We start from the raw sequence: 26,585 nt of genomic DNA on the forward strand, positions 1-26,585 counted from the left end.
TGTCAGTGTCCTCCCGCGGACGCCGGCGGGCCGAACCAGTGTGTCAGCGCCTTCTCGAGGCCCCCGGCGTCGAGAGGCCCGGTGTCGTCTGCCGCTCCCCACGCGACGACGCCGTCGGGGCGGATCAGCAGGGTCTCCGGGCCCCGTTCCACCCTGACCCGGTCGGCCCATCCCGCCGCGGCCGCGGCCGCCGCGCCGTCGGGTGTCGCGTCCAGCAGCAGGGCGCCGGGGGTGCGCAGGACCTCGTAGAGCCGCCGCTCCCCCACGGGCCGGTCGGCCACGATCCGGCCCGCCTGCGGGTGGTCGCTCACCGCCGGGTAGCGGTCGACGCCGAACATCATGCTGCTGACGTGCGTGTTCGCGTCGTCGTAGCCGAGCAGATCGGCGAACAGGGCGCGCAGCGCGGCCGTCTGCGGGTCCGGGCGCATCAGCGCCACCTGTGCCCGGGTGTTCTCCAGCACCCTCGCGGCGACGGGCGCGCGTTCGTCGTCGTAGGTGTCGAGCAGCCCGTCCGGCGCGTGGCCCGCGACCGTCGCCGCGAGCTTCCAGCCGAGGTTGGCCGCGTCCTGGAATCCCAGGTCGAGACCCTGGCCCCCGAAGGGCGGGTGCACGTGCGCGGCGTCACCCGCCAGCAGGACGCGACCGCGCCGGTAGCCGCCGGCGCGGCGGGTGTTGTCGGTCCAGCGGGTGCCGGTGAGCAGCGCCGTGACGGTGACGTCGGTGCCCGAGACCCGGCGCAGGCTCGCCTCCATCTCGGCGCGGTCGAGCGGGGACTCGCGGTCGGTGGGCGGGCCGTCGAACTCGACGGTGAGTACGCGCCGCGGGTCGGGCCCGAACACGACCATGCCGTGGTCGGTGCGGTGCCAGCCCTTCTGCAGCGGACCGGGTTCGGCGATCTCGACGAGCGCCTGCCGGCCCGTGACGGTTCCCGGGGTGCCGTCGAAGGCGAACCCGGCGAGCCGCCGGACGGTGCTGCGGCCGCCGTCGCAGCCGACGACGAAGGCGGCCGTCACCTCGCTCACGGCGCCGTCGTGGTCGACGGTGACGCGGACGGTGTCGCCGTCGTCGACGACGGCGGTGACGGTGTGGCCGCGGGCGATGTGGGCTCCCAGCGCGGTCGCGTACGCGTCGAGGACGACCTCGACGTCGTACTGCGCGGCGACCAACGGCGCGGTGCGGATGTCGTCGGAGCCGCGGAGCAGCCAGAGCCCGGAGAAGTGCCCGACGGGTGGCGGCGGGGCGTCCGGGTCGCCCGCGGCGAGGAACCGGCTGAAGTCGGGTTGCGGGAAGTGGTCGGCGAGGCCGCGCTGGTCGAACAGCTCCGCGGAGGAGGGGCCGATCGACCCGGCCTTGATCTGGCGGACCGGTTCGGGCGCGCGCTCGACCACGCCGACGCGGACGTCCGCGCGGCGCAGCTCCGCGGCGAGGAACAGGCCGACCGGCCCCCCGCCGACGACGAGGACGTCGTAAGATTCTTTGAGTGGCACGAAAATTAGAGTAACACCAACAATATGGGGGGACGGCGGCATGGCCGCGGGCACCCGGGAACAGAAGAAGGCACGGGCACGTGCCGCGATGGCCGCCGCGGCCGCCGACCTGTTCGGCACCCACGGCTTCACCGACGTCACGATGGCGCAGATCGCCCGCGCGGCCGGGGTGTCCGACCAGACGCTCTACAACTACTTCCCCACCAAGGAGAGCCTGGTGTTCGACCAGGCCGGCGCCTTCGAGACGACGCTGCTGCACGCCCTCGCCGACCGCCCCCCGGGCAGCGACCCCGTCGACGCCTTCGCCCGCTGGTTCGACGCGTTCCTGCTCGGTGAGGCCGCCGAGCGCGGGCTCGCCAACCCCGGCGGGATGATCCGCCTCGTCAGCGGCAGCGACACGCTGCACCGCACCCTGCTCGCGTTCGCCCACCGCGTCGCCGGGCGCGCGGCCGCGGTGCTCGACGACGACGCGTCGACGCCGACGGCGACCGTGCTGGCCGACGCGATGCTCGCCGTCGTCGTCCGTGTCTTCGACGCGCTGGGCTCGGCGCACGACGCGAGCGACGTCGGCGACATCACCGCCCGCGCGCACGCCGCGGTCGAGGCCCTGCGGCCGCTGGCCGCCGGCCTCCCGACCGGCTCCCCTGCACGGCCCCCGGGGCGTGCGTAGCGTCGGCGGCCTGGCTCGTCCGGCACCTCACCCGCGTGCAGGACGACCACGTCAGCGAGGTCGCCGGGACCGAGCATGCCTGGACCGCCGACGGCTGGGCCGACCGCTTCGCCCTCCCCCTGCCCGACGCCGCCACGGCCACCGGGTACGGGCACACCCCCGGCGACGTCGCGGCCGTCCGGCCCACGGCGCAGCCGCTGCGCGGCTACCTGGCCGCGGTCACCGAGCGCACCACGGCCTACCTGCGCACGGTCGGTCCCGACGACCTGGACCAGGTCGTCGACGAACGCTGGGACCCGCCGGTCACCCTCGGCGTGCGGCTCGTGTCCGTCGTCGACGACGACGCCCAGCACACCGGCCAGGCCGCACTGCTGCGCGGCGTCCTGGAGCGCTCCTGCGACCGGTCTGTTCGACGCCGGCCCGACCGGTCTGTTCGACGCCGGCCCGGCCGGTCTGTTCGACGCCGGCCCGGCCGGTCTGTTCGACGCCGGCCCGGCCGGTCTGTTTGACGCCGGCCCGGCCACGGGTACCCGCGCGCCGGGCGGATTTCGAACAGCGGAGGCGGGATGGCGGGGGCGGGGGCGGTGTCCTGGCCGATCCCCTGTGAACCCGCGGCCCTCGAGCCCGTGCGCCGCCGCCTCGGCCGCTGGCTCGCGGCGGCGGGCTGGCCCGACGAAGCGGTGGCCGACGTCGTCCTCGCCGTGAACGAGGCCGTCTCCAACGCGGTCGAGCACGGGTGTGCGCAGCGTTGCGACGGGGTCCGTCTCGACGCCCGGGTCTCCACCGTCGCCGGCCGCCGGCGTGTCGACTGCACCGTGCACGACTGCGGTGACTGGGACGGCGTCGCCCGGCGCTGCGCCACCCGCGGGTTCGGGCTGCCGATGATCCGCGAGCTGTCCGACGAGGTCCGCATCGAGCACGGCGGCGCGGGCACGACGATTCACCTGACCTCGCTCGACCCGCCCGGCTGAGCGGCACCGTCCGCCGGTCGCTGCGCGCCGCCCGGCCGATCGACGCGGGTGTTCTGTCGGTGCGCCTCCCTATGCTGGTCCCACGAGCGCACGGGCCGTGCCGCGGCCCGTGTCCGATCCCTGGGGGGTTCGAGCCATGACCGACCTGGCGACGCAGCCGGCGGCCGCCGACGCCGCGGCTCCCGGCGGCCTCGACCCGCGGCTGGAGGAGCACCGGCGCGAGCTCACGGCCTACAGCTACCGGATGCTCGGCTCGGCGTTCGAGGCCGAGGACGCGGTCCAGGAGACCATGATCCGCGCGTGGCGCGGCCTGTCGGGGTTCGACGGGCGGGCGTCGCTGCGGTCGTGGATGTACCGGATCGCCACGAACGTCTGCCTCGACATGCTGAAGGGGCGCAACAGGCGTGCCCTGCCCATGGACCTCACGGCCGCGGGTGAGCCGGTGGCCGAGGCACTGGGCGAGCCGCTCGACGCCACGGCGTGGGTGGAGCCGATGGCCGACTCCCGGGTGCTCCCGTCGTCGGCGGACCCGGCCGAGACGGCGGTGGCCCGCGAGTCGATCCGGCTGGCGTTCGTCGCTGCCCTGCAGTACCTGCCGCCGCGCCAGCGTGCCGTGCTCATCCTGCGCGAGGTACTGGCCTGGTCCGCCGCGGAGACGGCGGAGCTGCTCGACACGTCGGTCGCCTCGGTGAACAGCGCTCTGCAGCGCGCCCGCGCCACGATGGGCTCGCGCGACACCACTGACGACCGCCCCGACCCGATGAACGAGGCGAACCGGGCGCTGCTGGAGCGCTACGTCGCGGCGTTCGAGGCGTTCGACATGGAGGCACTCGTCGGGCTCATCGCCGAGGACGCCGTCCAGGTCATGCCGCCGTTCGCGCTCTGGATGCGGGGCCGCGACGACATCATCATGTGGATGGCCGACGGGCGGCCGGGTGCCGGGTGCCGCGGGTCGCGGCTGCTGCCGTTCGAGGCCAACGGCCAGCCGGCGTTCGCGGCGTACCGGCCGAGCGGGCCGGACGGGCTGCACCAGCCGTTCTCCATCCAGGTGCTGCACGTGGAGGACGACCGCATCGTCGGGTTCAGCCACTTCCTCGACACGAACCTGTTCCCGCTGTTCGGGCTGCCCCGGCACCCGGACGGGCCGGTCGGGCCGGCCGGGGCGGGCGCCCCGACCGGCTGAGCGCGCCGACACGCCCCGGCCGCCCGGGCCGGGGCGGCACCGGCCTCGCTAGGGTCGACGCCTCCGGCAGGCCGTTCGGCCCCGGCATCGGCTACAGCGCACGAGGAGCACGTGGTGAACGATCGACCGGCAGGCGGAACCGGGACGTCCCAGGACGACCCGGTCGCGCCCGACCTGAGCAGGCCGTCGATCGCGCGCGTGTACGACTACGTCCTCGGCGGCAAGCAGCACTTCGAGATCGACCGGCGCGCCGCGCAGGGCTTCATCGACGCCCTTCCCGACGCGCCCGTCATCGCCAAGGACAACCGCAACCTGCTGCGCCGCGGCGTCCGGTTCCTGGTCGAGGAGGCGGGCATCCGCCAGATCCTCGACATCGGCTCGGGGCTGCCCACCGAGGGCAACGTCCACGAGCTCGCCCACGCGATCGACCCGTCGACGCGGGTGGTCTACGTCGACAACGACCCCGGCGTCCTCGCGCACGGCCGGGCACTGCTGGCGGGCGACGCGACCACCGCCGTCATCACGGCCGACCTGCGCACGCCTGCGGCGATCCTCGCCGACCCGGTGGTGACCGGTCTGCTCGACCTGTCGCGGCCCTACGCGCTGCTGCTGTCGGGGATCGTGCAGCACCTGGCCGACGACGAGGACCCGTACGGCATCGTCGGCACGCTCCGCGAGGCGCTGCCCGCCGGCGCCTACATGCTGCTCTCGCACTTCCTCGACGACGACGAGCCCCGCGCGACGACGCTGGAGCGCGGGTTCCTCCAGGGCGGGCTGGGCACGGGCCGCTTCCGCCGCTGGGACGAGATCCGCCGGTTCTTCGACGGGCTGGAGATGGTGGAGCCGGGCCTGGTGTACGCCAACGACTGGCGCCCCGACGCGGGCACGCCCGCCGAGAGCCCGGTGCACACGCTGTACGCGGGCGGGGTCGGCCGCAAGGTCTGACCCGCGACCGTCGGGTGGGAGGACGGTCCGTCAGAGGTCCTGGCGGATCCGCATCAGCATCTCGGCGCTGCGGGCCGGGGTCTCGGCCTGCACGCACACCCGTTCCATGACGGCGAGGTAGCTCTCGACCTCGGACCGCTTCTCCAGGTACACCGCGCTGGTGAGCTGCTCGAGGTAGACGATGTCGGGCAGGTCGGGCTCGGCGAACCGCAGGATCGTGAACGGGCCGCCCGCGGCGGCGTGCCCGCCGAAGCGGAACGGCAGCACCTGCACCGACACGTTGGGCATCTCGACCATGTGCATCAGGTGGTCGAGCTGGCTGCGCATCACCCGGGGCGGGCCGAAGGGCCGGCGCAGCGCGGCCTCGTCGACGACCGCCCACAGCCGCGGCGAACCGGGCTCGGTGAGCAGCTTCTGGCGGGTCATGCGCAGCTGGACGCGACGGTCGATGTCCTCGACGGACTCGCCCTGGTGCCCGGCGACGATGACCGAGCGGGCGTAGTCCTCGGTCTGGAGCAGGCCGGGGACGAACTGGACCTGGAAGGTGCGGATGACCGATGCGGCCTGTTCGAGCCGCAGGTACATCTCGAACCAGCTGGGCAGCATGTCGCCGTAGTGCTGCCACCAGCCGGGCGCGTTGGCCTGGGTGACGAGGTCCATGAACTCGTCGCGCTCCCGCTGGTCGGTGACGCCGTAGAGGGTGAGCAGGTCGGCGATGTCGCGTTCCTTGAACCCGACCCGGCCGAGCTCGAGCCGGCTGATCTTGGCGTGGGAGGCGCGGATGTGGTCGCCCGCCTGTTCCCGGGTGACGCCGTTGGCCTCGCGCATCCGGCGCAGCTGGGTGCCGAGCACGATGCGCAGGACGGTGGGGCCGCTGTGGCCGGGATCGGGCAGCCGCGGCGGTGGTCCGGATGTGGTCACGAGACGAGCTCCAGACGCCGGGAACGCACGGTCAGTGACGCAGCATAGTCGCGCGTGTGCGCTCCGCAGTGGCGAACGGGAGCCCTGTCGGTGAGCGGCACCACCGCTGCGGGCCTGTCCGCACGGTCAGGGGGCGAGGTCGTCGAACTCCCCGCCGCGGACGCCGTCGACGAAGGCCGCGAGCTCGGCACGGGTGTAGACCAGCGCGGGACCGTGCGGTGCCCGGGAGTTGCGGACGGCGACGTCCCCGTCGGGCAGGGCTGCGACCTCGACACAGTCGCCGCTGGGGTTGCTCGCGGTGGCCTTGCGCCACGCGAGGTCCGGGAGTGCGATGGCGGGCAGCCACGCCGGGCTGTCCGCCGGAGTGTCCTGCGGTTCTGTGTCCGATGTCGTCATGGAAGTCCCCCGATGTGCCGGACAGCCGGATCGTGCATGCAGATGCACGTGCAGATGACCTTGCAGACACCTGTCGAGGCGGGAACGATAGCGTGCGGCGAGCGGACCGGTGTCCGGTCGGGGCCGGAACGGACGGGACGTGGCAGTGGGTCGAGCAGGACGACGGCAGGGTGGCGACCCTGTTGCCGGGACGACGGTCGGCGCGGTGGCGGCGGACGCCTCGGCCCCGGTGGTGACGGTCGCGGTGACCTGTCGGCTCGACTCCCGTTCCCATGCCGTCCCCGACACCGAGCTCACCCGCACCGCCGCCGCCGATACGGGCCGCTACCAGGCGATCTGCGGCCACGTCGTGTCTCCGGCGTCGCTCGTGGCACCCGACGGGAAGCCGTGCGACGCGTGCTCGGTGGCCGCTCCCCCCGGCGGCGGCAAGACCCGCCGACGCCGCCGCCCGGCCTGACTCCGCGCCACCTCCCGGACGCACCCGGCACCGGCCCCGAGGTGGCGACGCCTGCCCCTGCACCGCCCCGGGGGCGCTCGGTAGGGTCCGCGGCGGACATCACCCGACGGGGTGACGCCGACGCAGCCGCCGCGGGCGTCGCCGCCCCCGCTGCGGGTGCCGACCGGCCGGAGCAGGAGGCCCGCCCCGTGCGCGTTGCCCATGTCGTCGCGTCGCTGCATCCCGACGAACCCGAGAACGGTCTCGTCGACCTCGCCCGGGCGGCGCCCGCGGCCGGTATGGAGATGGTCGTCGTCGCGATCTCGACGGCGACCCGCTCCCCCGTCGCCGCCGAGCTGCACCGCCTCGGTGTCCCCGTCGAGGACCTGGGCAGCGCCCCGTGGGACCCGCGGGCGGTGAGCCGCGCGATCGAGGTCCTGCGCCGCCACCGCGCCGAGATCGTGCACACCCACATCGGCAACGCCGACGTCGTCGGCGGCGCGGCCGGTGCACGGCTGCGGCTGCCGGTGGTGTCGACGCTGCACCGCATCGAGTCCCAGCCCGCCGACGTCGGCGACCGTGCGAAGCGGGCCGCGAAGATCCTGGCGCGCCGCCGGTTCGTCACCCGCACGATCGCGATCTCGCAGCTGCAGCGTGACTGGTACGCGGGCGCCGCGGCCGATCTCGTCGTGCTGCCCAACGGCGTCACCGACCCGGGGCCGGGCGACCCGGCCGAGCGGCAGCGGCTGCGCGACCGGCTCGGCGCGGCCCCCGGGACGGTGCTGGTGGCCTCGGTCGCGCCGATGCGCCGCGGCAAGGGCCAGGACCTGCTGCTCGACGCCGTCGCCGCGCTCCCCGACAGCGCGCCGGTCGTCGTCGTCCTCGGCGGCGACGGCCCCCTGCGTCCCTGGCTGGAGGCGCGCGTCGACCGCGACGACGAGCTCGCCGCGCGGATCGTGTTCCACCCCAGCCCCGACCGGCTCCCGCTGCTGCGGGCCGCCGACGTCATGGTGCACGCCACCCGCAACGACGCGATGCCCCGCGCGCTCGTCGAGGGCCTGGCCGCCGGCGTGCCCGCCGTCGCCAGCACGAGCGGTGGCATCCCGGAGATCGTCACCCGCGACACCGGCGTCCTGGTGCCGCTGGAGGCCGGCCGGATCGCGGAGGTCGTCGCGGAGCTGGCGGCCGACCCGGACCGGCGCGAGCGGCTCGGCGCGGCCGCGCGCCGGCGGTTCCTCGACCGGTTCGAGGCCGGCCGGTGGGCCCGCGAGCTGGCGGCGATCTACACGGGCCTGCTCGACGCGCGACCGGGGGCACTCACCCGCCGCTGAACCGCCACTGAGCTGCCGCTGAGCCGGTGCGCTCCCGCAGGCCGGCCGCCGTGCGCCAACAGACCCGCGCGCCAACAGATCCGCGCGCAACCTCACGGTCCTCTCCGGGACCGAACACAGCAGTGAGGTTGCGCGCGGATGGTCGGGCGCAACCTCACTGCTCGTTGCAGCGGCGACGACAACCGTGGGGTTGCGCCCGGGTCATCGCATCAGCCAGTGGGCCCGCCGAGTCGATGGGCTCCCGCCGACGGGGTGGCGGGCACCGGCCGCGGCGGGGCGAACCCGCGTGTCGCGAACGCCGCGGCGACCGCGGCGGTGATCGCGTCGGCGTCGGCGGCCCGGGCGAGGATCACGACGCTGCCACCGAACCCGCCGCCGGTCATCCGCGCGCCGAGCGCACCCGCGCCGAGCGCCGCCACGACGGCCGTGTCCAGCTCGGGCACGGTGACCTCGAAGTCGTCGCGCAGCGACACGTGGGACGCGGTGAGCAGCGGCCCGATCTCGTCCGGGCGGCCGTCGTCGAGGAGCCCGACGACGTCGAGGACCCGCGCGTTCTCCGTGACCACGTGCCGGACGCGGCGGCGCACGACGTCGTCGGGGATCCGGGCCAGGGCGTCGTCGAGACCGGCGAGCGCGACGTCGCGCAGCGCGGTGACCCCGAGGGCGGCGGCGCCTGCGGCACAGGCACGTTGGCGGTCGGCGTACTCGCCGTCGACGAGCTGGTGGGGTGCGTTCGTGTCGACGAGCAGCAGCGTCAGGCCGGCGTCCTCGACGGCCAGGGGCACCTGGCGGGTGGCCATGCTGCGGGTGTCGAGGAACAGCGCACTGCCCTGGGCGCACATCAGCGACGCCATCTGGTCCATGACCCCGCTCGGGACACCGACGAACTCGTTCTCCGCGCCGCGGGCGTGCGCGGCGGCCTCGGGACCGGACAGGCCGAGGCCGAGCACGTCGTCAATCGCGCGGACCACGACGCACTCCAGTGCCGCCGACGACGACAGCCCGGCACCGGCGGGGACGTCACCGTCGACGACGAGGTCGAATCCGGGCGAGCCGGCGAGCAGCCCGGCGTCGCGCAGCCGCCACACCACACCCGCCGGGTAGCCGGCCCACCCCCGCACGGAGCCTGGTGCCAGCTCGGCCACCCGGGCTTCGACGACGTCGGGGCCGTGTTGCCGCGACACCATCCGCACGATGCCGGAGTCGTTGCGGCGCAACGCCGCCGTCACACCGAGCGGCAGCGCCCACGGCAGCACGAAGCCGTCGTTGTAGTCGGTGTGCTCGCCGATGAGGTTGACCCGGCCCGGCGCACGCCAGACGACGTCGGGCTCCCCGTCGAACGTCTCGGCGAAGGAGTCGCTCACCCGGCGTCCCGCAGCCGCTGCGCCACGGCCTCCGCGAGCACGTCGGACACGAACGCCCCCGCCCCCGTCTCCGACCCGGCGAGGTACTTGAGCTTGCCCGGGGCCCGGCGGATCGACGAGATCCGCAGGTGCAGATGGGCGAGCTCGCGGTCGCCGTCGTGCTCGGGGCGCACCGGCGCCTGCTGCCAGCCCGCGACGTAGGGCAGCGGATCGCCGTAGAGGGCGTCGAGGCGGCCGAGGACGTCGAGGTAGATCTCGGAGAACTCGTCGCGCTCGGCGTCGGTGAGCGAGGGGATGTCGGGGACGCGGCGGTGCGGGTAGAGGTGGACCTCTGCCGGGTAGCGCGCGGCCTCGGGGACGAACGCCGTCCAGTGGTCGCCCGCGACGACGACGCGTTCGCCCGCCCGTTCGGCGGTCAGCACGTCGGCGAACAGGTTCCGGCCGGTCGCGCCCATGTGGGCGCGGGCCCGGTCGAGCATCCGCGCGGGGATCGGTGGCACGTAGGGGTAGGCATAGATCTGGCCGTGCGGGTGGGCGAGGGTCACGCCGATCTCGGCGCCGCGGTTCTCGAACGGGAACACCTGTGCCACACCGGGAAGCGCGCCGAGCTCGGCCGTGCGGTCGGCCCACACGTCGACGACGAGGCGCACCCGGGCGGGCGTCAGCTCGCCGAACGACGACGAGTGGTCGCTGGTGAAGCAGACGACCTCGCAGCGTCCGGCCGCCGGGTCGGGCGTCCGTCCCGACAGCGGGGCGCCCCCGCCGAACGAGGGGAACCGGTTCTCGAACACGACGACCTGGTAGTCGGGTGTCGGGATCTCGGTGTGGTGCTCGCCGTGGGTCGGGTCGAGCGGGCACTGGTCGGCGGGGGGCTGGTAGGTGCGGTCCTGGCGGTGCGAGGCGACGGCCACCCACTCACCGGCGAGGGTGTCGTAGCGCAGCTGCGACGCCGACACCGTGCGCGGCAGGTCGCGGTGGTCGACGAGTGTCGCCGGGTCGCGCTCGGGTGTGCCGTCCTCGTCGAACCACATGATGTGGCGGCCGTCGGCGAGCGCGCCGTCGGTGCGCCTCATGCCGCGCCGGCCACGGGGGCGACGACCAGCTCGTCGACCTCGCCGGCGAGGACCGCCCGGGCGTCGTCGGCCAGTCCGTCGTCGGTGACGAGTACGTCGGCGTCGGAGAGCGCCGCGATCGTCGAGATGCCCACTGTCCCCCATTTCGTGTGGTCGGCGACGACGACGAGGCGCTGACCGGCCTCGACGAGCGCCCGGTCGGTCTCGGACTCGGTGAGGTTGGGTGTGGTGAACCCGGCGGCGGCCGACATGCCGTGGACGCCGAGGAACACCGCGTCGAGGTTGAGGCTGCGCAGCGACGCGACCGCCACCGGCCCGACGAGCGCCTCCGACGGCGTGCGGATGCCACCGGTGAGGATCACGGTCAGGTCGGGCCGCGGGGCGGCGCGGAAGACGTCGGCGACGGCCATCGAGTTGGTGACGATCGTCAGCCCGGGGACGTCGCCGAGCAACCGGGCCAGCGCCCACGTCGTCGTGCCGGCGGACAGGCCGATCGCGGAGCCGGGCTCGACGAGCCGGGCCGCGGCGCGGGCGACCGCCTCCTTCTCGGCCAGCTGGCGCTGCGACTTCACGACGAAGCCCGGCTCTTCGGTGCTGGGCGCCCCGACCGCGGTGGCGCCACCGTGGACCTTGTCGACGAGCCGTTGGCGCGCAAGGACGTCGAGGTCGCGGCGGACGGTCATGTCGGACACGCCGAAGTGGCCGGCGAGGTCGCTGACGCGTACTGCGCCGCGGGCACGGACCTGTTCGAGGATCAGCTCCCGCCGCTGTTGCGCGAGCAGGCCCACGATCCCTCCCCCGGTCGACGACGCCGCACGAGTTCGCACAGAATGCAACGCGATCCCCCAGTCGTCAACGCGCGTGACCCGCAATCGGGTGGTGGCGGTCACCGATCCCGTCACACGGGACGCAACTGTGCCGGATCGTTACGTCGACAATTGTTGGATTGTGTCCGAACCCGGTACCTTGCCGTGCACAACTGTTTTCCCGGGACATCGACGGACACACGGGAGTCGCGATGATGCGAAGCGGACGGCACGGACCACGCCACTCCGCGGGGAGGGCGACGTGACCAGCATCCTCGCCCAGGCCAACGCCGACGTACGGCTCGACGCCAACGCGGTCGACTATCTGCTCGTCGCCTTCTACTTCCTGCTGGTCCTCGGCATCGGCTACATGGCCCGCCGGTCGGTCTCGTCCAGCCTCGACTTCCTGCTCTCCGGCCGCTCGATGCCCGCCTGGGTCACCGGTCTCGCGTTCATCTCCGCGAACCTCGGTGCGCTCGAACTCATCGGCATGATGGCCAACGGCGCCCAGTACGGCATCGCGACGGTGCACTACTACTGGATCGGCGCCATCCCGGCCATGGTGTTCCTCGGCCTGGTGATGATGCCGTTCTACTACGGCTCGAAGGCCAGGAGCGTCCCGGAGTTCCTGGCCAAACGCTTCAACAGGACGACCCAGCGCATCCAGGGCGTCATCTTCGCGGTCGCGTCGATCCTGATCGCGGGCGTCAACCTGTTCGCCCTCGGCCTGATCATCGAGGCCCTGCTCGGCTGGCCGCTGACCGTCGCGATCCCGGTCGCCGCGCTCGTCGTGCTCGCCTACACCACGCTGGGCGGGCTCTCGGCCGCGATCTACAACGAGGTCCTGCAGTTCTTCGTCATCCTCGCCCTGCTGATCCCGCTCACCCTCGTCGGCCTCAACCGGGTCGGCGGCTGGAACGGCCTGGTCGAGAAGGTCACCGCCGGCCCGGGTGGCGCCGAGCAGCTCTCGTCGTGGCCGGGAACGGAGCTGACCGAGATCGCCAACCCGGTGCTGTCGGTCATCGGCATCGTGTTCGGCCTCGGTTTCGTGCTCTCCTTCGGCTACTGGACGACGAACTTCGCCGAGGTCCAGCGCGCGCTCTCGGCCAAGAGCATGTCCGCCGCCCGGCGCACACCGATCATCGGCGCGTTCCCGAAGGCGCTCATCCCGCTCGTCGTCGTCATCCCCGGCATGATCGCCGCCGTGCTGCTGCCGCAGATCCAGGCGGTCAAGGCGGCAGGCGGCTCGGTCGACGGGATCACCTACAACGACTCGCTGACGCTGCTCATGAAGGACCTGCTGCCCAACGGCATCCTGGGCGTCGCGATCGCCGGTCTGCTGGCCGCGTTCATGGCGGGCATGGCGGCCAACATCAGCTCCTTCAACACGGTCTTCACCTACGACCTGTGGCAGGACTGGATCAAGCCCGGCAAGTCCGACCGCTACTACCTGCAGGTCGGGCGCTGGGTGACCGTCATCGGCTGCATCCTGGCGATCGGCACGGCGTTCATCGCGTCGGGCTCGCAGAACCTGATGGACTACATCCAGGCGCTGTTCAGCTTCTTCAACGCCCCGCTGTTCGCGATCTTCATCCTCGGCCTGTTCTGGAAGCGGATGACGGGGACCGCGGCGTGGATCGGGCTGCTGTCGGGCACCGTGGCCGCGGTCGCCGTCGACCTGCTGGTCCGCTTCGACGTCCTGCAGCTGTCCAACCAGGCGGGTAGCTTCGTCGGCGCAAGCGCGGCGTTCATCGTCGGTGTCGGGGTGGCGGCGCTGGTGTCGACGGCGGGCCGGCCGAAGGCGGAGGCGGAGCTCACCGGGCTCGTGTGGAGCCTCACGCCGCGCGCGAGCCGCACGCACACCACCGAGGGCGACGACGCGGGCTGGTACCGCTCGCCGCAGCTCCTGGCGGTGCTGGTGTTGATCCTGGTCGTCGTCCTCTACATCATCTTCATCTGAGCCCGAGACCGAAGGAGCGAGACGGATGACCGACTCTTCCGAAGGCCGCGACGCCGCCGGGACGGGCCCCGCCGATGCGATGCAGGCAGGGACCGACGCACCGCCGTCGGCCGCGGCCAACCTGTTCGACCTGCGCACCATCATCGCGGTGCTGTTCCTGGTCTACGGCCTCGTGCTGCTGATCATGGGCCTCGTCTCGACCGACGAGGCCGACCTGATGAAGACGGGTGGCTCGAACATCAACCTCGACATGGGCATCGGCATGCTCGTCGTCGCGGCGCTGTTCGGCGGGTGGGTGCTGCTGCGCCCGCTCACGCCGCCGACGGCCGAGCAGCTCGCCGAGGCCGCCAGGGACGACCGCCCCGCCGGGCACTGATCACCCGACCGACGCCGAAGGGCCGGTACCGCTGCTGCGGTACCTGCCCTTCGGCGTACTCCCCGGGGTCGCGCGCCGGGGGTGTCTCGTGTCAGCGCTGCTCGCGCGAGCCCACGGGGATGCGGGGGTTGAACGTCACGAGGGTCCACTCGTCGAAGCGGCGGGCGGTACGGACCATCGCGGCCCACACGGTGCGGCGGTCGATCATGGCCATCTGGTGTTCCTCCGATGCTGGTCGGTGTCGGCACTGCGCGGCCGGGTCGGGGCCCGGCCGGGGCGCGTCGTCGCGCTCACCCGGTATGACGCGTCGATCTTCTGAATCGTTACCGAAACCGAGCGTAGGCGACGCACGTCACGACCGGGCCCCGCCCCTGTGAGTGGCGATAGTCGCTGGAGCGACTATCGCCACTCACAAGGAGAAGAGCTCGGCGCGCAGGCGGGCGTAGCCGTCGGCGAGGTCCGCGCGGCCGGGACGGGGGTCGAACGTGGCGCGCAGCCGGACCATCGACGCCGCCGTGCGGGCCAGCGCGCCCGGCGGGGCGGCGGCCAGGACCGCGGCGCCGAAGGCCGAGCCCGCCTGCTCCGGGACGGAGACCGGCCGGCCGAGGACGTCGGCGCGCAGCTGGGTCCACCAGTCGTTGCGGCTGGTCCCGCCGGTCGCGACGACCGGGCCGCGGACGTCGGCGCCCAGGGCCGCGAGGGTCTCGAACGCCAGCTTCTCGACGAACGCGACGCCGTGCGCGACCCGGGCGAACGTCTCGGCCGCGGTCGGGCAGGCGGGCCCGCCGACGTCGAAGCCGGCGAAGGCGGGGTCGGTGAACGGGAACCGCTCCCCCCGCCCCACCAGCGGATACGTCGCGCCCGCCGGGACACCGGCAGGTGCGACCAGCGCCCCGGGGTCGACGCCCGGCAGGTCGCGCGCCAGCACCCCGGCCCCGACGTTGGAGGCGCCGCCGGGCAGCCAGCCGCCGTCGGGATGGCGGTGGCAGTACACCCCACCCACCGGGTCACGCACGAGGTCGGGTGTGGCGCCCTTGAGCACGAGCGTGGTGCCGAGCGCGGAGCACCACCGGCCGGGGGCGAGCGCCCCCGTCGCGACCTGGGCGGCGCAGCCGTCGGTCATCCCCGCGACGACGGGTGTCCCGGCCGGGACCGCGCACTCGGCAGCCGCACCGGCCGACACCGACGCGATGCGGGTGCCGGGGGCGACGACGTCGGGCAGTACGTCGGGGTCCACGCCGAGCCGGTCGAGGACGCCGGTGGGCCAGCGGTCGGCGAGCAGGTCGTAGCCGGTCTTGAGGGCGTGGCTGGTGTCGGTGGCGACGGGCCGGCCGGCGAGCCGGGCGACGACGTGGTCGGCCTGGTGGACGACGGTGTGCCCGGCCGCGACGGCGCCGGTGGCGCAGAGCTCGACGAGCTTGGGCAGCGCCCACGCGGCCTGCATGCGGTAGCCGAGCGCGGTCCACACCGCGGCCCCGGCGTCCTGGACCGCGGGGACGCGGGCGGCGGCGCGGGTGTCGTCGTACATCCACGCGGGACCGACGGGCAGGCCGCGGCGGTCCTGGACGACGAGGGTGCCGGAGGTGGAGTCGACCGCGACGGCGGCGACCGCGCGTCCGCGCAGCCCGGACACCGCCTCACCAACGGCGGCGCACGTGGCCGTCCACCATTCGTCCGCGTCCTGTTCGTGGCGCGGCCCGTCGCGCCGGTCGTGGTGCAGCGGGGCCCGCCCGGACCCGGCGACGGTCCCGGCGGCGTCGACGGCGACGGCGCGCACACCCTGGGTGCCGAGGTCGATGCCCAGCCACACGGGCCCGCCGTCCCCGCCCGTCGTCACGGCAGCGACGATATCGACCATGCTGCTGCGCGAGGCCCGTGAGGCCGTGGTCGAGCACTGCCTGCGGATGCGCGACGACGACCTGACGGTGGCGACGTCGGGCAACATCAGCGTCCGGGTGGGCGACCTGGTGGCCGTCACCCCCAGCGGTGTCGCCTACGACGCGCTGACCCCGGCCGGGGTGTGCGTCGTCGACATGGCCGGGGACCCCGCCGAGACCGGCCCGGTGCCGTCGAGCGAACTGCCCATGCACCTCGCGGTGTACCGGGCGACCGACGCGGGCGCCGTCGTCCACACCCATCCCCTGTATGCGACGGCGGTGTCGGTGCTGCTCGACGAGCTGCCCGCGGTGCACTACATGGTCGCGACGCTGGGCGGCCCGGTGCGGGTGGCGCCGTACGCGACGTACGGGACGGCTGAGCTGGCGCAGCTGAGCGTCGCGGCGATGGAGGGGCGCAGCGCGGTCATCCTGCGCAACCACGGCGCGACGACGCACGGCCCCGACCTCGCGACGGCCTACACCCGCAGCCTCTACCTGGAGTGGCTGTGCCGGCTGTGGCACCAGGCGAGCCTCGCCGGCACGGTCGACATCACCGGGCGGCTGTTGCCGGCCGAGGAGATCGACCGCGTCGCGACCATGCTCGACGGCTACGGACAGCCGCCCGAGCTCACGACGGGCTGACCGGCTCCGGGACCACCGGTGAGCGCGGCTCCCCCCACGACAGGGCGAGCATCAGCCGCGCCCGCATCTCGGGGTCGTCGAGGTCGTCGCCGAACAGCTCGTGCAGCTTGGCCAGGCGGTAGCGCACGGTCTGCGGGTGGACGTGCAGCTCCGCGGCGATGGCCTGCCGGTCCCCCATGTGCCGCAGCCACGCCCCCAGGGTCTCGACGAGCCGTTCCCGCGACGCGGGCGTCGAGCCCTGCAGCGGGCCGAGGACCTGCCCGCGCAACGCCTCGAGCAGCCGCGGCTCACGGTGGACGATGATCGCGTCGAGGTGCTCGTCGGTGAAGACGGGGTCGTCGGCGAGGACGCCGGTGCGCTGCAGCCGGGCGGCGATCTCGGCGATGTGCAGGCTCGCGGGCAGCCGGTCGGGCGGCACCGCCACCCCGACGACGGCCCCCGCGCCGCGCAACGTCAGCCCTAGCCGGCGGCGCAGCCCCGGCCGCGACGGGTCGGGGACGATCGCGCCGAGCAGCGGCGGGCGGCTGAACACCAGGCAGGAGGCGTCCATGCGGGCCAGGACGCGGTGCCCGATCGGGCTGTCGCGCTGGATGAGGACGACCCCGACCTCGCCGGGGACCGTCCACCCGGCGCGGGCGGCGGCAGCGCGGACGGCCGCCTGGTCGGCCCGGTCGGAGAGCAGGAGCCCGACGAGCTCGTCGCGCTGCCGTTCCCGGGTGGCGGCTTCCTCGGACTGTTCGAGGACGTAGCCGCGCGCCGACGAGGACGACAGCTTGTCGACGAAGAAGAAGACGGCCTCGGCGAGCGAGGCGAGGGTGCGGGGCTCGACCCCGATCTCGACGGCCGCCGCCGACACGTGGTGCCAGCAGACCCGCGCCCCGACCTGGTAGGCGCCGAGCAGGGCCGACAGGTCGCGGCCCTCGCGCCACTGGATGCGGCCGATCTCCTCGAACAGTTCGGGTCCGATGCCGTCGTCGGACGCCGGGGACCCGGCCATGGTGACGAGGCGGCGCAGCGCGGCCTCGGCGGCCACGGCGACCTCGACCTGGTGCTCGTCGAGGAACTCGGCGTAGTCGGGCCACTCCTCGCCGAGTGCGGATCGCACCTCGGCGAGCAGCGCGGGAAGGCGGTCCGCCAGTACCGGCAGCAGCTCGGTCAGGGACGAGTCCTGAACGTCCACACATCTTTTCTACGCCTCTCGGGCGACCCCACTCCCGTGATTTATCAGGATGTGACAAGTCCGGGCGTCCAGAATTAACCGCAGGTGCGCAGAGATCACGCGGCCGACGGGAGCAGGATTCGGTCCGTGGTCGATCGGCGGACGGGGGCGGCGCCGGTACCCGCGGCGGCACCGACCGAGGCGCGGCTGCGGGACGCGGAGCGGTCCGAGAACTTCCCGGTGGCGCTGCGGGTGCTGCCGGCGGCGATCCGCGCCCACCTGCGGGCGGTCTACGACGTCGTCCGCGTCATCGACGACATCGGTGACGGCGACACCGATGGGCCGCAACAGGATCCGCGTCCTGTCACCGCCGAGGAGGCCGCCGACCGGACCGCGCGGCTGCACGGCCTGTGCACGGATCTGCGCCGGGTCTTCGACGACGGTCCCGGGCCCGAGGCGCCCGTCCTGCGCCGGCTGGTGCCGACGGCGCGCGCCTGCGGGCTCACCCGGGAGCCGTTCGAACGGCTCGTCGCGGCCAACCTCGCCGACCAGTACGTCACGCGGTACCGCACGTGGGACGACCTGCTGGGCTACTGCGTGCTCTCCGCCGACCCGATCGGACGGATGGTCCTCGCGGTGTTCGGGGTGGGCGCCCCGCCCGGGTCCGACCTGCAGCGCTGGTCCGACCGGATCTGCACCGCCCTGCAGATCCTCGAGCACTGCCAGGACGTCGCCGAGGACCGCGCCCGCGGCCGGATCTACCTGCCGGTCGACGACCTGACCGCGTTCGGCGTCGACGAGTCCGACCTCGACGCCCCGCACGCCTCCCCCGCGCTGCGCGCGCTGCTCGCCGAGGTCACCGGCCGGGCGTGCGCGCTGCTCGACGAGGGCGCACCCCTGCTCGGCCGGCTCCACGGCTGGGCCCGGGTCGCGGTCGCCGGGTACGCCGCCGGTGGCCGGGCGGCGGCGGACGCGTTGCGCCGCAGCGACTTCGACGTCCTTGCCGGGGCGCCCGAGGCGAGACGCCGCGACGTCGTGCGTCATCTGGTCCGCGATCTGACCCGTCCGTCACGAGAGCTCGAGTTCCGGAAGCAGGGCACCGTATGAGCCGCAGCCCGTCCACCCCCGTCGAGCGCGCCTACGCGGCGAGCGAGGCGATCACCCGGGACCAGGCGCGGAACTTCTACTACGGCATCCGGCTGCTCCCGCCCCGCAAGCGTGCGGCCCTGTCGGCGGTCTACGCGCTGGCGCGCAGGATCGACGACATCGGTGACGGCGACGCGGGCGGGGATCGGTCGACCGACGGCAAGCTGGCCGCGTTGGAGCAGGTCCGCACGTCGGTGCGGCAGGCCCGCGAGGCCGATCCCGATCCGCGTGACCCCGTGATGGTCGCGGTGACCGACGCCGCCCGGCGGTACCCGATCCCGCTCGGCGCGTTCGACGAGCTCGTCGACGGTGTCGAGGCCGACGTGCGGATGGACGACGTGCCCGGACCGAGCGCCCCCTACGCGACCTTCGACGACATGGCCGGCTACTGCCGGCAGGTCGCGGGCTCGGTGGGGCGGCTGTGCCTGGGCATCTTCGGGTCCCGTCCGCACCCGGAGGCCGCCGCGTACGCCGACGCGCTGGGCATCGCGCTGCAGCAGACGAACATCCTGCGCGACATCCGCGAGGACCTGGGCAACGGCCGCATCTACCTGCCGACCGACGAGCTGGACCGGTTCGGCGTCGACCTGCGTCTCGACGACCACGCCAACCTGGCCGACCCGGACGGCGGGCTGGCCGAGCTGATCCGGTTCTCCGCCACGCGGGCCCGGCAGTGGTACGCCGACGGGTTGCGGCTGGTCCCGCTGCTCGACCGGCGCAGCGCGGCCTGCGCGACCGCGATGGCCGGCATCTACCGGCAACTGCTCGACGACATCGCCGCCGACCCGCCGTCGGTCTACCACCAGCGCCGGTCGCTGTCGGGTCGGCAGAAGGTCGGGGTCGCGGTGAAGGCGCTGGCCGGGCGGGCGCCGGGAGGTGTGCGGGTGTGACCGTGCGCGTGGGGGTGGTCGGGGGCGGGCTCGCCGGGGTCGCCGCCGCACTGCGCTGCGCCGACGCCGGTGCCCGGGTGACGTTGTGGGAGTCGCGGGCGCGCCTGGGCGGGGTCGCGGGCTCGTTCCGGCGCGGCGAGCTCGACGTCGACACCGGCCAGCACGTCGTGCTGCGCTGCTGCACCTCGTACCTGGCGTTCCTCGACCGGCTCGGGGTCCGCGACGACGTCACGTTGCAGAACCGCCTCGACATCCCCGTCCTGTCCCCCGGTGCGCGGCCGGCCCGATTGCGGCGCAACGGGTTGCCCGCGCCCCTGCACCTGGGTGCGGCGCTGCTGCGCTACGCACCCCTGGCGCTCACCGACCGGCTCCGCGTGCTGCGCGCCGCGCTCGCACTGGGCCGCGTCGACCCGACGTCCGCGGCCACCGACGCCCGCAGCTTCGCCGACTGGCTCGCCGCGCACGGGCAGAGCCCACGGGCCGTCGAGGCGCTGTGGGACCTCGTCGGGATCGCGACGCTCAACGCCCGCGCCGCCGACGCCTCCCTCGCGCTGGCCGCCACGGTGTTCCAGCTCGGGCTGCTCACCGACGCGGCCGCGGGCGACGTCGGCTGGGCCCGGGTCCCGCTGGGGCGCCTGCACGACGACGCCGCACGCGCTGCGCTGACCGCCGCCGGTGTCGAGGTCCGGACCTCGGCGAAGGTCCGGTCGCTCACCGCGGGTCCCGACGGCTGGCGGGTCGCCGTCACGCCCAGGCACGACACGCACACGCGCACACACACGCAGGCCGGACCGGGTGGTTCCGGGTCCGCTGGAGAGGAGGAGTTCGTGGTCGACCGGATCGTGTCCGCCGTCCCACCCACCGTCGCGACCCGGCTGCTGCCGGAGGGCGCCGTCGACCTGCCGGCGGGGTGGGCCGAGCGGCTGGGCAGCTCCCCGATCGTCGACGTGCACGTCGTCTACGACCGCACGGTGCTCCACCACGACTTCGCCGCGGCCGTCGACAGCCCGGTGCAGTGGGTGTTCGACCGCACCGCCTCCTCGGGAACCAGCGACGTGCACCCACCGGGCGCCCAGTACGTCGCCGTGTCGATGTCGGCGGCCGACGACCTCGTCGGGATGTCGCTGGCCGCGCTGCGCGAGCTGATGCTGCCCGCCCTGGCCGCGGTGCTGCCCGGTGCGGCCTCGGCGCGGGTGCTCGACTTCTTCGTGACCCGGGAGCCGCACGCGACCTTCCGCGCCGCGCCCGGGCAGGCCGCGTCCAGGCCCGGGCCCGTCACCGGGCTGCCCGGCCTGACGCTGGCCGGGGCATGGACCGCCACCGGCTGGCCCGCCACGATGGAGGGCGCCGTCCGCAGCGGGGAGGCGGCCGCCGCGGCCGCGCTGGCCCGTCCCGTCGCCGCCGCGGGGGTGGCGGCGTGACCGCGACCCTCAGGCGTTTCCTCACCCCCGGGGGCGAGCACCGCGACGTCGCGACCCGGGTGCTGCGCCGCGGCCGGGACGCCGTCACCCCGGCCCTGCAGGCCGCCGTCGACCGGCTCGACGACGCCAGCCGCACCCAGGCCCGCTACCACCTCGGCTGGACCGAGCTCGACGGTTCGCCGGGCGCGGGCGGCGGCAAGGCCGTCCGGCCCGCGCTGGCGCTGCTCTCGGCCGCCGCGGCGGGAGCCGACGTCGGCACCGGGGTGCCCGGCGCGGTCGCCGTCGAGCTGGTCCACAACTTCTCCCTGCTCCACGACGACCTGATGGACGGCGACACCGAACGCCGCCACCGCACGACGGTGTGGGTGCAGTGGGGGGCGTCGTCGGCGATCCTGTGCGGCGACGCCATGCTCGCGCTGGCCCAGGAGGTGCTGCTGGAGGCGCCGTCGCCGCACGCCGCCGCGGCGGCCCGGCTGCTGGCCGCGACCACCAGGGAGCTGATCCGCGGCCAGGCCGAGGACCTCGCGTTCGAGACCCGCGACGACGTCGGCGTCGAGGAGTGCCTGTCGATGGCGTCGGGCAAGACGGGCTCGCTGCTGGCGGCGAGCGCGTCGATCGGCGCGGTGCTCGCCGGCGCCCCGGCCGCGCAGGTCGAGGCGCTGAGCGTCTACGGCCACGAGGTCGGCATGGCGTTCCAGCTGGTCGACGACCTGCTCGGGATCTGGGGCGACCCGGCCGTCACCGGCAAGCCGGTGCTGTCGGACCTGCGGTCGCGCAAGAAGTCACTGCCGGTGACGTTCGCCATCCGCAACGGTGGCGACACGGGTCGCGAGCTGGGCCGCTGGCTGGCCGGTGACGGTGACGCGGGCGAGGACGAGCTGCGGGCCGCCGCCCGGCTGGTCGAGCAGGGCGGGGGCCGCGACTGGGCCGCCGCCGAGGCCCGCCGCCGCCGCGACGCCGCGCTCGACGCCGTCACCGCCGCCGGACTGGCCCCCGGACCGTGCGGCGAGCTCGTGGCGCTGGCCCACCACCTCGTCGACAGGGAGTTCTGATGACCCTCACCGCGCCGGAGCGCTCGGCGACCCGCACCCCGCGGGACACGCTGGACGCCGCCGTCGCGTTCCTTCGCGCCGGCCGTCATCCCGACGGCTGGTGGCAGGGCGAGCTCGAGACCAACGTGACGATGGATGCCGAGGACCTGCTGCTGCGCGAGTTCCTCGGCATCCGCACCGACGACGAGACCGCCGAGGCCGCGCGCTGGATCCGGTCCCGGCAGCGCGCCGACGGCAGCTGGGCCACGTTCCAGGACGGCCCGGCCGACCTGTCGACGACGATCGAGGCGTGGGTCGCGCTGCGGCTCGCCGGCGACTCCCCCGACGCCGAGCACATGCTGCGCGCGCAGAAGTTCGTCGTGTCGCAAGGCGGTCTGGAGCGCTCCCGCGTCTTCACCCGGATCTGGCTCGCCCTGTTCGGGCTGTGGTCGTGGGACGAGCTGCCCGACATGCCACCCGAGCTGATCTTCCTGCCGAAGTGGTTCCCGCTCAACGTCTACGACTGGGCCTGCTGGGCGCGCCAGACCGTCGTCCCCCTGACCGTGGTGGCGACGCTGCGGCCCTGCCGGCCGCTGCCCTTCGGTGTCGACGAGCTGCGCACCGGTGTCGCGGCGCCGCCGCCCGCGAAGCCCTGGACGTGGGCCGGTGCGTTCCAGCGTCTCGATCGCGTGTTGCACGCCTACTCACGGCGCCCGCTGCGCGGTCTGCGGCGGCTCGCGATGCGCCGGGCCGCCGAGTGGGTCCTGGCCCGCCAGGAGGCCGACGGCTCGTGGGGCGGCATCCAGCCGCCGTGGGTGTACTCACTGCTCTGCCTGCACCTGCTGGGTTACCCGCTCGACCACCCCGCCGTCGCCGCCGGCATCCGTGGCCTCGACCGGTTCCTGATCCGCGAGGAGACCCCGGACGGCGTCGTGCGCCGGCTCGAGGCCTGCCAGTCACCGGTGTGGGACACCTGCCTCGCCGTCACCGCGCTGCTCGACGCCGGTGTCCCCGCCGACGACCCCGACGTCCTCGCCGCCGCCGACTGGATGCTCGGCGAGGAGGTCACCGGTGTCCGCGGTGACTGGGCGGTGCGCCGCCCCGACGTCCCCACGGGCGGCTGGGCGTTCGAGTTCGACAACGACGGCTACCCCGACACCGACGACACCGCCGAGGTCGTCCTCGCCCTGCGCCGGGTCGCGCATCCCGCTCCCGACCGGGTGCGGGCCGCGGTGGACCGCGGGGTGGCCTGGACGGTCGGGATGCAGTCGCGCGACGGCGGCTGGGGCGCCTTCGACGCCGACAACACCCGCGTCCTCGTCACCAAGCTGCCGTTCTGCGACTTCGGCGCCGTCATCGACCCGCCGTCGGCCGACGTCACCGCGCACGTCGTGGAGATGATGGCCGCCGAGGGGCTCGCCGGGACGCCGGAGTGCCGGCGCGGTGTCGACTGGCTGCTGGCCGCGCAGGAACGCGACGGCTCCTGGTTCGGCCGCTGGGGCGCCAACCACGTCTACGGCACGGGTGGTGTCGTTCCCGCCCTGATCGCAGGCGGTATCGACCCCGACGCCCCACCGATCCGCCGCGCCGTGGCCTGGCTGGAACGTCACCAGAACGACGACGGCGGCTGGGGCGAGGACCTGCGCTCCTACGAGGACCCGTCCTGGATCGGCAGGGGCGCCTCGACCGCGTCGCAGACGGCGTGGGCGCTGCTCGCGCTGCTCGCCGCCGGCGAGGACGGAGACGTCGTGGAACGGGGCGTGCAGTACCTCGTCGACACCCAGCTGCCCGACGGCTCGTGGGAGGAGACGCTCTACACCGGCACCGGCTTCCCCGGCGCCTTCTACATCCGCTACCACCTCTACCGGATGGTCTTCCCGATCTCGGCGCTCGGCCGCTACGTGAACGGGCACACGTCGTGAGGGCCGCCGTACCGGACGCGCTCGGGCCACCGGTGGTGTGCGCGCCGCTCGGCGTCGAACGCCGCGCCCTCGACGTCGACGCCCTGCGCGGGGTGCGGATCGTCCGCACCGGGATGGGCAGGCGCTCGGCCGGGACGGCCCGGGCGCTGGGCGCCGACGGCCCCCGGCCGGTGCTCGTCGCCGGGGTGGCGGGGGCGCTCGCGCCGCAGGTCCGGCCCGGTGACGTCGTCGTCGCCTCCGAGGTCCGCGACGGTTGCGGCGGGCGGGAACCCGTCGCCGTGCCGACGGCCAAGCCGCTCGCCGCCGCGCTGCGCGCGCTCGGGCTGCGGGTGCACGTCGGGCCGGTCGTCACCACCGACGGCGTCGTCGACGGCGACGCCCGGACCGCGTTGGCCACGACGGGGGCGCTCGCCGTCGACATGGAGTCCGCCGACCTGGTCGCAGCCGCCGCGGGCGGGCCGTTCGCGGTCGTGCGCGTCGTCGTCGACACGCCCGGCGCACCGCTGCTGCGCCCCGGCACCCCGGTCCGCGGGCTCACCGCGCTGCGCACCCTGCGCCGGGCCGCCCCCGCCCTGCGGGCCTGGCTCGACGCGTGTGCGCCCCGCACGGTCCGGCTCGCCGAGCCGCGCTCGTTCTGCGCCGGGGTCGAACGCGCCATCGAGATCGTCGACCGCGCCATCGACCGGTTCGGCGCCCCCGTCTACGTGCGCCGCCAGATCGTGCACAACGCCCACGTCGTGCGGCGGCTCACCGACCGCGGGGCGATCTTCGTCCAGGAGGTCGACGAGGTGCCCCGCGGCGCCCATGTCGTGCTCGCCGCCCACGGCGTCTCCCCCGCCGTCCGTGCCGACGCCGACGCCCGCGACCTCCAGGTCGTCGACGCCACCTGCCCGCTCGTGGCCAAGGTGCACACCGAGGTCAAGCGGCACACCGCGCGCGGCCAGAGCGTCCTGCTCATCGGGCACGCCGACCACGAGGAGGTCGAGGGCACCCTCGGCGAGGCCCCGGCCCACATCACGGTCGTCGAGGACGAGCAGCACGCCCGCACCGTCGACGTGCCCGACCCCACCCGCGTCGCCTACGCCATGCAGACGACCCTCGCGGTCGACGAGGCGATGCGGATCGCCGCGATCCTGCGCGAGCGGTTCCCCGCGATCCGGGCGCCCCGCCAGGACGACATCTGCTACGCCACGACCAACCGGCAGCGCGCCATCCGCGCCGTCGCCGCCGACGTCGACCTCGTGGTCGTCGTCGGCTCCCCCAACTCGTCCAACTCGCGGCGCCTCGCCGAGGTCGCCGCCCGCCAGGGTGTGCCCGCCCACCTCGTCGACGACGTCGGCGAGCTCGACCTGACCTGGTTCGCCGGTGTGCGCCGGGTCGGGCTGTCGGCGGGCGCGTCCGCCCCCGACGACCTCGTCGACGAGGTCGTCTCCTGTGTGTCCGGGCTCGGCCCGGTGACCGTCACGGCCACCCCGACCGGTTCCGAGAACGTCAGATTCACCCTTCCCAAGGAGGTGAGCCGGTAATGGCGATGCCGATGCGTCAGTCCGTGCGACTGGGCGCGTACCTGATGAAGCAGAAGATCAAGCGCGTCGAGAAGTTCCCGCTGCTCGTCGAGCTCGAACCGCTGTTCGCGTGCAACCTGAAGTGCAACGGCTGCGGCAAGATCCAGCAGCCCGCCGCGCTGCTCAAGCAGCGGATGCCCGTCGAGCAGGCGGTCGGGGCGATCGAGGAGTCCGGCGCGCCGATGGTGTCGATCGCCGGCGGCGAGCCGCTGATGCACCCGCAGATCGACGAGATCGTCCGGCAGCTGCTCGACCGCAACAAGATCGTGTTCCTGTGCACCAACGCGGTGTTGCTGCCCAAGCACCTCCACAGGTTCACCCCCCACAAGAACTTCGCGTGGATGGTCCACATCGACGGCCTGCGCGAGCGCCACGACGCGTCGGTGAGCAAGGACGGCGTGTTCGACCAGGCCGTCGCCGCGATCAAGCAGGCCCAGGAGCGGGGCTTCCGCGTCAACACCAACACGACGTTCTTCGACACCGACACCCCGCAGGACGTCATCGACGTCCTCGACTACCTCAACGACGACCTCGGCGTCGACAACATGCAGATCTCGCCCGGCTACGCCTACGAGAAGGCGCCCGACCAGGAGCACTGGCTCGGCGTCGAGCAGACCCGCGAGCTGTTCCGCAAGGCGTTCGACGGCGGCAGGCGCAAGAAGTGGCGGCTCAACCACTCGCCGGTGTTCCTCGACTTCCTCGAGGGAAAGGTGGATCTGAGCTGCACGGCGTGGGCGATCCCGTCGTACTCTCTTCTCGGCTGGCAGAAGCCGTGTTATCTGCTCGACGACGGGTACGTGAAGACCTACCGGGAACTCATCGACGACACCGACTGGGACGCGTTCGGCCGGGGCAAGGACGAGCGATGCGCGAACTGCATGGCGCACTGCGGGTACGAGCCGTCGGCCGTCTTCGTGACGATGGGGTCGCTGCGCCAGTCCCTGCGCGCCGCGACGGGAAGCTGAGGGGTCGCCACGTCCCGCGCGACCCGGGGCGCCGCAGTTCGGGCGTCG

At 74.2% G+C, this 26,585-nt stretch carries 25 protein-coding genes and 1 pseudogene; 17 read left to right on the forward strand and 9 right to left on the reverse strand.

All coding sequences use genetic code 11. The features are described 5' to 3' along the window. Positions 1-2: 2 nt before the first annotated feature. Complete coding sequence (locus tag PSU4_RS04245) at positions 3-1,487, reverse strand: FAD-dependent monooxygenase (RefSeq protein WP_246114928.1); 1,485 nt, start codon at positions 1,485-1,487, stop codon at positions 3-5. Between the two features lie 40 nt (positions 1,488-1,527). Here PSU4_RS04245 and PSU4_RS32185 point away from each other — a divergent pair, with 40 nt between their 5' ends. The 5 genes and pseudogenes from PSU4_RS32185 to PSU4_RS04270 all read left to right on the forward strand — a co-directional run bounded on the left by PSU4_RS32185 (position 1,528) and on the right by PSU4_RS04270 (position 5,256). Further along, the gene (locus PSU4_RS32185; protein WP_147102627.1) at positions 1,528-2,157 is read left to right on the forward strand and encodes a TetR/AcrR family transcriptional regulator; all 630 of its coding nucleotides are present in this window, start codon (positions 1,528-1,530) and stop codon (positions 2,155-2,157) included. A gap of 11 nt (positions 2,158-2,168) precedes the next feature. Continuing rightward, positions 2,169-2,666 (forward strand): annotated as a pseudogene (locus PSU4_RS32190) (mycothiol transferase); the annotation flags it as partial. Positions 2,667-2,723: 57 nt separating this feature from the next. Continuing rightward, the gene (locus tag PSU4_RS04260) at positions 2,724-3,128 is read left to right on the forward strand and encodes an ATP-binding protein (RefSeq protein WP_147102628.1); all 405 of its coding nucleotides are present in this window, start codon (positions 2,724-2,726) and stop codon (positions 3,126-3,128) included. Positions 3,129-3,264: 136 nt separating this feature from the next. Continuing rightward, positions 3,265-4,311 (forward strand): sigma-70 family RNA polymerase sigma factor, encoded by a 1,047-nt coding sequence (locus PSU4_RS04265; RefSeq protein WP_147102629.1) that lies wholly within the window; start codon positions 3,265-3,267, stop codon positions 4,309-4,311. A gap of 114 nt (positions 4,312-4,425) precedes the next feature. Beyond that, positions 4,426-5,256, forward strand: a complete 831-nt coding sequence (locus tag PSU4_RS04270; RefSeq protein WP_147102630.1) for an SAM-dependent methyltransferase — start codon at positions 4,426-4,428, stop codon at positions 5,254-5,256. A gap of 30 nt (positions 5,257-5,286) precedes the next feature. Here the strand turns inward: PSU4_RS04270 and PSU4_RS04275 are convergent, their stop codons facing one another. Together PSU4_RS04275 and PSU4_RS04280 are read right to left on the reverse strand one after the other, a co-directional pair. Beyond that, complete coding sequence (locus PSU4_RS04275) at positions 5,287-6,177, reverse strand: Sco1979 family transcriptional regulator (RefSeq protein WP_147102631.1); 891 nt, start codon at positions 6,175-6,177, stop codon at positions 5,287-5,289. A gap of 126 nt (positions 6,178-6,303) precedes the next feature. Continuing rightward, entirely contained in the window at positions 6,304-6,573 is a 270-nt protein-coding gene (locus PSU4_RS04280; protein WP_147102632.1) for a DUF397 domain-containing protein, read from the reverse strand. Positions 6,574-6,778: 205 nt separating this feature from the next. Between PSU4_RS04280 and PSU4_RS04285 the strand changes: the two genes are divergently transcribed. Beyond that, entirely contained in the window at positions 6,779-7,030 is a 252-nt protein-coding gene (locus PSU4_RS04285) for a hypothetical protein (RefSeq protein ID WP_147102633.1), read from the forward strand. Positions 7,031-7,218: 188 nt separating this feature from the next. Then, complete coding sequence (locus PSU4_RS04290; protein ID WP_147102634.1) at positions 7,219-8,340, forward strand: glycosyltransferase family 4 protein; 1,122 nt, start codon at positions 7,219-7,221, stop codon at positions 8,338-8,340. 209 nt (positions 8,341-8,549) lie between these two features. On the opposite strand, the gene galK is transcribed toward PSU4_RS04290, so the two are convergent. Genes galK through PSU4_RS04305 form a run of 3 tightly spaced genes read right to left on the reverse strand, consistent with a single transcriptional unit; the run spans position 8,550 to position 11,559 of the window. After that, positions 8,550-9,704, reverse strand: coding sequence for a galactokinase (gene galK, locus PSU4_RS04295; RefSeq protein WP_147102635.1), 1,155 nt, complete (start codon positions 9,702-9,704; stop codon positions 8,550-8,552). After that, the gene (gene galT, locus PSU4_RS04300) at positions 9,701-10,777 is read right to left on the reverse strand and encodes a galactose-1-phosphate uridylyltransferase (protein ID WP_147102636.1); all 1,077 of its coding nucleotides are present in this window, start codon (positions 10,775-10,777) and stop codon (positions 9,701-9,703) included. Before galT ends, galK begins: the two co-directional genes overlap by 4 nt. Beyond that, positions 10,774-11,559 carry a DeoR/GlpR family DNA-binding transcription regulator gene (locus tag PSU4_RS04305; protein ID WP_186816744.1) on the reverse strand — a complete coding sequence of 262 codons (786 nt, stop codon included), beginning with the start codon at positions 11,557-11,559 and terminating at the stop codon, positions 10,774-10,776. The genes galT and PSU4_RS04305 overlap by 4 nt, the downstream gene beginning before the upstream one ends. 286 nt (positions 11,560-11,845) lie before the next feature. Between PSU4_RS04305 and PSU4_RS04310 the strand changes: the two genes are divergently transcribed. After that, positions 11,846-13,543, forward strand: a complete 1,698-nt coding sequence (locus tag PSU4_RS04310) for a sodium:solute symporter family protein (protein WP_246114929.1) — start codon at positions 11,846-11,848, stop codon at positions 13,541-13,543. A 25-nt stretch (positions 13,544-13,568) separates the two neighbouring features. Then, positions 13,569-13,919 (forward strand): hypothetical protein, encoded by a 351-nt coding sequence (locus PSU4_RS04315; protein ID WP_147102638.1) that lies wholly within the window; start codon positions 13,569-13,571, stop codon positions 13,917-13,919. A gap of 91 nt (positions 13,920-14,010) precedes the next feature. On the opposite strand, the gene PSU4_RS32725 is transcribed toward PSU4_RS04315, so the two are convergent. Both PSU4_RS32725 and PSU4_RS04320 read right to left on the reverse strand, forming a co-directional pair. Then, positions 14,011-14,133 (reverse strand): hypothetical protein, encoded by a 123-nt coding sequence (locus PSU4_RS32725; RefSeq protein WP_281290656.1) that lies wholly within the window; start codon positions 14,131-14,133, stop codon positions 14,011-14,013. A 195-nt stretch (positions 14,134-14,328) separates the two neighbouring features. Next, positions 14,329-15,756: an FGGY-family carbohydrate kinase gene (locus PSU4_RS04320; protein ID WP_186816730.1), complete on the reverse strand. Its 1,428-nt coding sequence runs from the start codon at positions 15,754-15,756 to the stop codon at positions 14,329-14,331. A gap of 19 nt (positions 15,757-15,775) precedes the next feature. On the opposite strand from PSU4_RS04320, the gene PSU4_RS04325 reads away from it, so the two are divergent. Further along, entirely contained in the window at positions 15,776-16,438 is a 663-nt protein-coding gene (locus PSU4_RS04325) for a class II aldolase/adducin family protein (RefSeq protein ID WP_147102640.1), read from the forward strand. Here the strand turns inward: PSU4_RS04325 and PSU4_RS04330 are convergent. Continuing rightward, positions 16,425-17,618, reverse strand: coding sequence for a PucR family transcriptional regulator (locus PSU4_RS04330; RefSeq protein WP_147102641.1), 1,194 nt, complete (start codon positions 17,616-17,618; stop codon positions 16,425-16,427). The two genes, PSU4_RS04325 and PSU4_RS04330, sit on opposite strands and share 14 nt — an antisense overlap. A 126-nt stretch (positions 17,619-17,744) precedes the next feature. On the opposite strand from PSU4_RS04330, the gene hpnC reads away from it, so the two are divergent. The 7 genes from hpnC to hpnH are packed head-to-tail and all read left to right on the forward strand — an operon-like array spanning position 17,745 to position 26,537. Continuing rightward, a complete protein-coding gene (gene hpnC, locus PSU4_RS04335) occupies positions 17,745-18,704 on the forward strand; it encodes a squalene synthase HpnC (protein ID WP_281290657.1) in 960 nt (319 codons plus the stop codon). Further along, positions 18,701-19,633: a squalene/phytoene synthase family protein gene (locus PSU4_RS04340; protein WP_147102642.1), complete on the forward strand. Its 933-nt coding sequence runs from the start codon at positions 18,701-18,703 to the stop codon at positions 19,631-19,633. The genes hpnC and PSU4_RS04340 overlap by 4 nt, the downstream gene beginning before the upstream one ends. Further along, positions 19,630-21,054, forward strand: coding sequence for a hydroxysqualene dehydroxylase HpnE (hpnE, locus tag PSU4_RS04345; RefSeq protein ID WP_147102643.1), 1,425 nt, complete (start codon positions 19,630-19,632; stop codon positions 21,052-21,054). The genes PSU4_RS04340 and hpnE overlap by 4 nt, the downstream gene beginning before the upstream one ends. Beyond that, positions 21,051-22,106 (forward strand): polyprenyl synthetase family protein, encoded by a 1,056-nt coding sequence (locus PSU4_RS04350; RefSeq protein ID WP_246114930.1) that lies wholly within the window; start codon positions 21,051-21,053, stop codon positions 22,104-22,106. The genes hpnE and PSU4_RS04350 overlap by 4 nt, the downstream gene beginning before the upstream one ends. After that, complete coding sequence (gene shc, locus PSU4_RS04355; protein WP_147102644.1) at positions 22,106-24,007, forward strand: squalene--hopene cyclase; 1,902 nt, start codon at positions 22,106-22,108, stop codon at positions 24,005-24,007. The genes PSU4_RS04350 and shc overlap by 1 nt, the downstream gene beginning before the upstream one ends. Beyond that, a complete protein-coding gene (gene ispH, locus PSU4_RS04360; RefSeq protein WP_147102645.1) occupies positions 24,004-25,533 on the forward strand; it encodes a 4-hydroxy-3-methylbut-2-enyl diphosphate reductase in 1,530 nt (509 codons plus the stop codon). Before shc ends, ispH begins: the two co-directional genes overlap by 4 nt. Continuing rightward, on the forward strand, positions 25,533-26,537 hold the full coding sequence (gene hpnH / locus PSU4_RS04365; RefSeq protein WP_147102646.1) for an adenosyl-hopene transferase HpnH: 1,005 nt from the start codon (positions 25,533-25,535) through the stop codon (positions 26,535-26,537). The genes ispH and hpnH overlap by 1 nt, the downstream gene beginning before the upstream one ends. The last annotated feature ends 48 nt before the right edge of the window (positions 26,538-26,585 follow it).

Origin of the sequence: Pseudonocardia sulfidoxydans NBRC 16205 (genome assembly GCF_007989085.1) — a bacterium.
GTDB classification, from domain to species: Bacteria; Actinomycetota; Actinomycetes; order Mycobacteriales; family Pseudonocardiaceae; genus Pseudonocardia; species Pseudonocardia sulfidoxydans.

Coding starts and splice junctions, on each gene's coding strand:
- galT (WP_147102636.1), bottom strand. CDS start 10,777: ATGAGGCGCACCGACGGCGCGCTCGCCGACGGCCGCCACATCATGTGG.
- PSU4_RS04340 (WP_147102642.1), top strand. CDS start 18,701: ATGAGCCGCAGCCCGTCCACCCCCGTCGAGCGCGCCTACGCGGCGAGC.
- PSU4_RS32185 (WP_147102627.1), top strand. CDS start 1,528: ATGGCCGCGGGCACCCGGGAACAGAAGAAGGCACGGGCACGTGCCGCG.
- PSU4_RS04260 (WP_147102628.1), top strand. CDS start 2,724: ATGGCGGGGGCGGGGGCGGTGTCCTGGCCGATCCCCTGTGAACCCGCG.
- PSU4_RS04280 (WP_147102632.1), bottom strand. CDS start 6,573: ATGACGACATCGGACACAGAACCGCAGGACACTCCGGCGGACAGCCCG.
- hpnH (WP_147102646.1), top strand. CDS start 25,533: ATGGCGATGCCGATGCGTCAGTCCGTGCGACTGGGCGCGTACCTGATG.
- PSU4_RS04315 (WP_147102638.1), top strand. CDS start 13,569: ATGACCGACTCTTCCGAAGGCCGCGACGCCGCCGGGACGGGCCCCGCC.
- PSU4_RS32725 (WP_281290656.1), bottom strand. CDS start 14,133: ATGGCCATGATCGACCGCCGCACCGTGTGGGCCGCGATGGTCCGTACC.
- PSU4_RS04265 (WP_147102629.1), top strand. CDS start 3,265: ATGACCGACCTGGCGACGCAGCCGGCGGCCGCCGACGCCGCGGCTCCC.
- shc (WP_147102644.1), top strand. CDS start 22,106: ATGACCCTCACCGCGCCGGAGCGCTCGGCGACCCGCACCCCGCGGGAC.
- PSU4_RS04325 (WP_147102640.1), top strand. CDS start 15,776: ATGCTGCTGCGCGAGGCCCGTGAGGCCGTGGTCGAGCACTGCCTGCGG.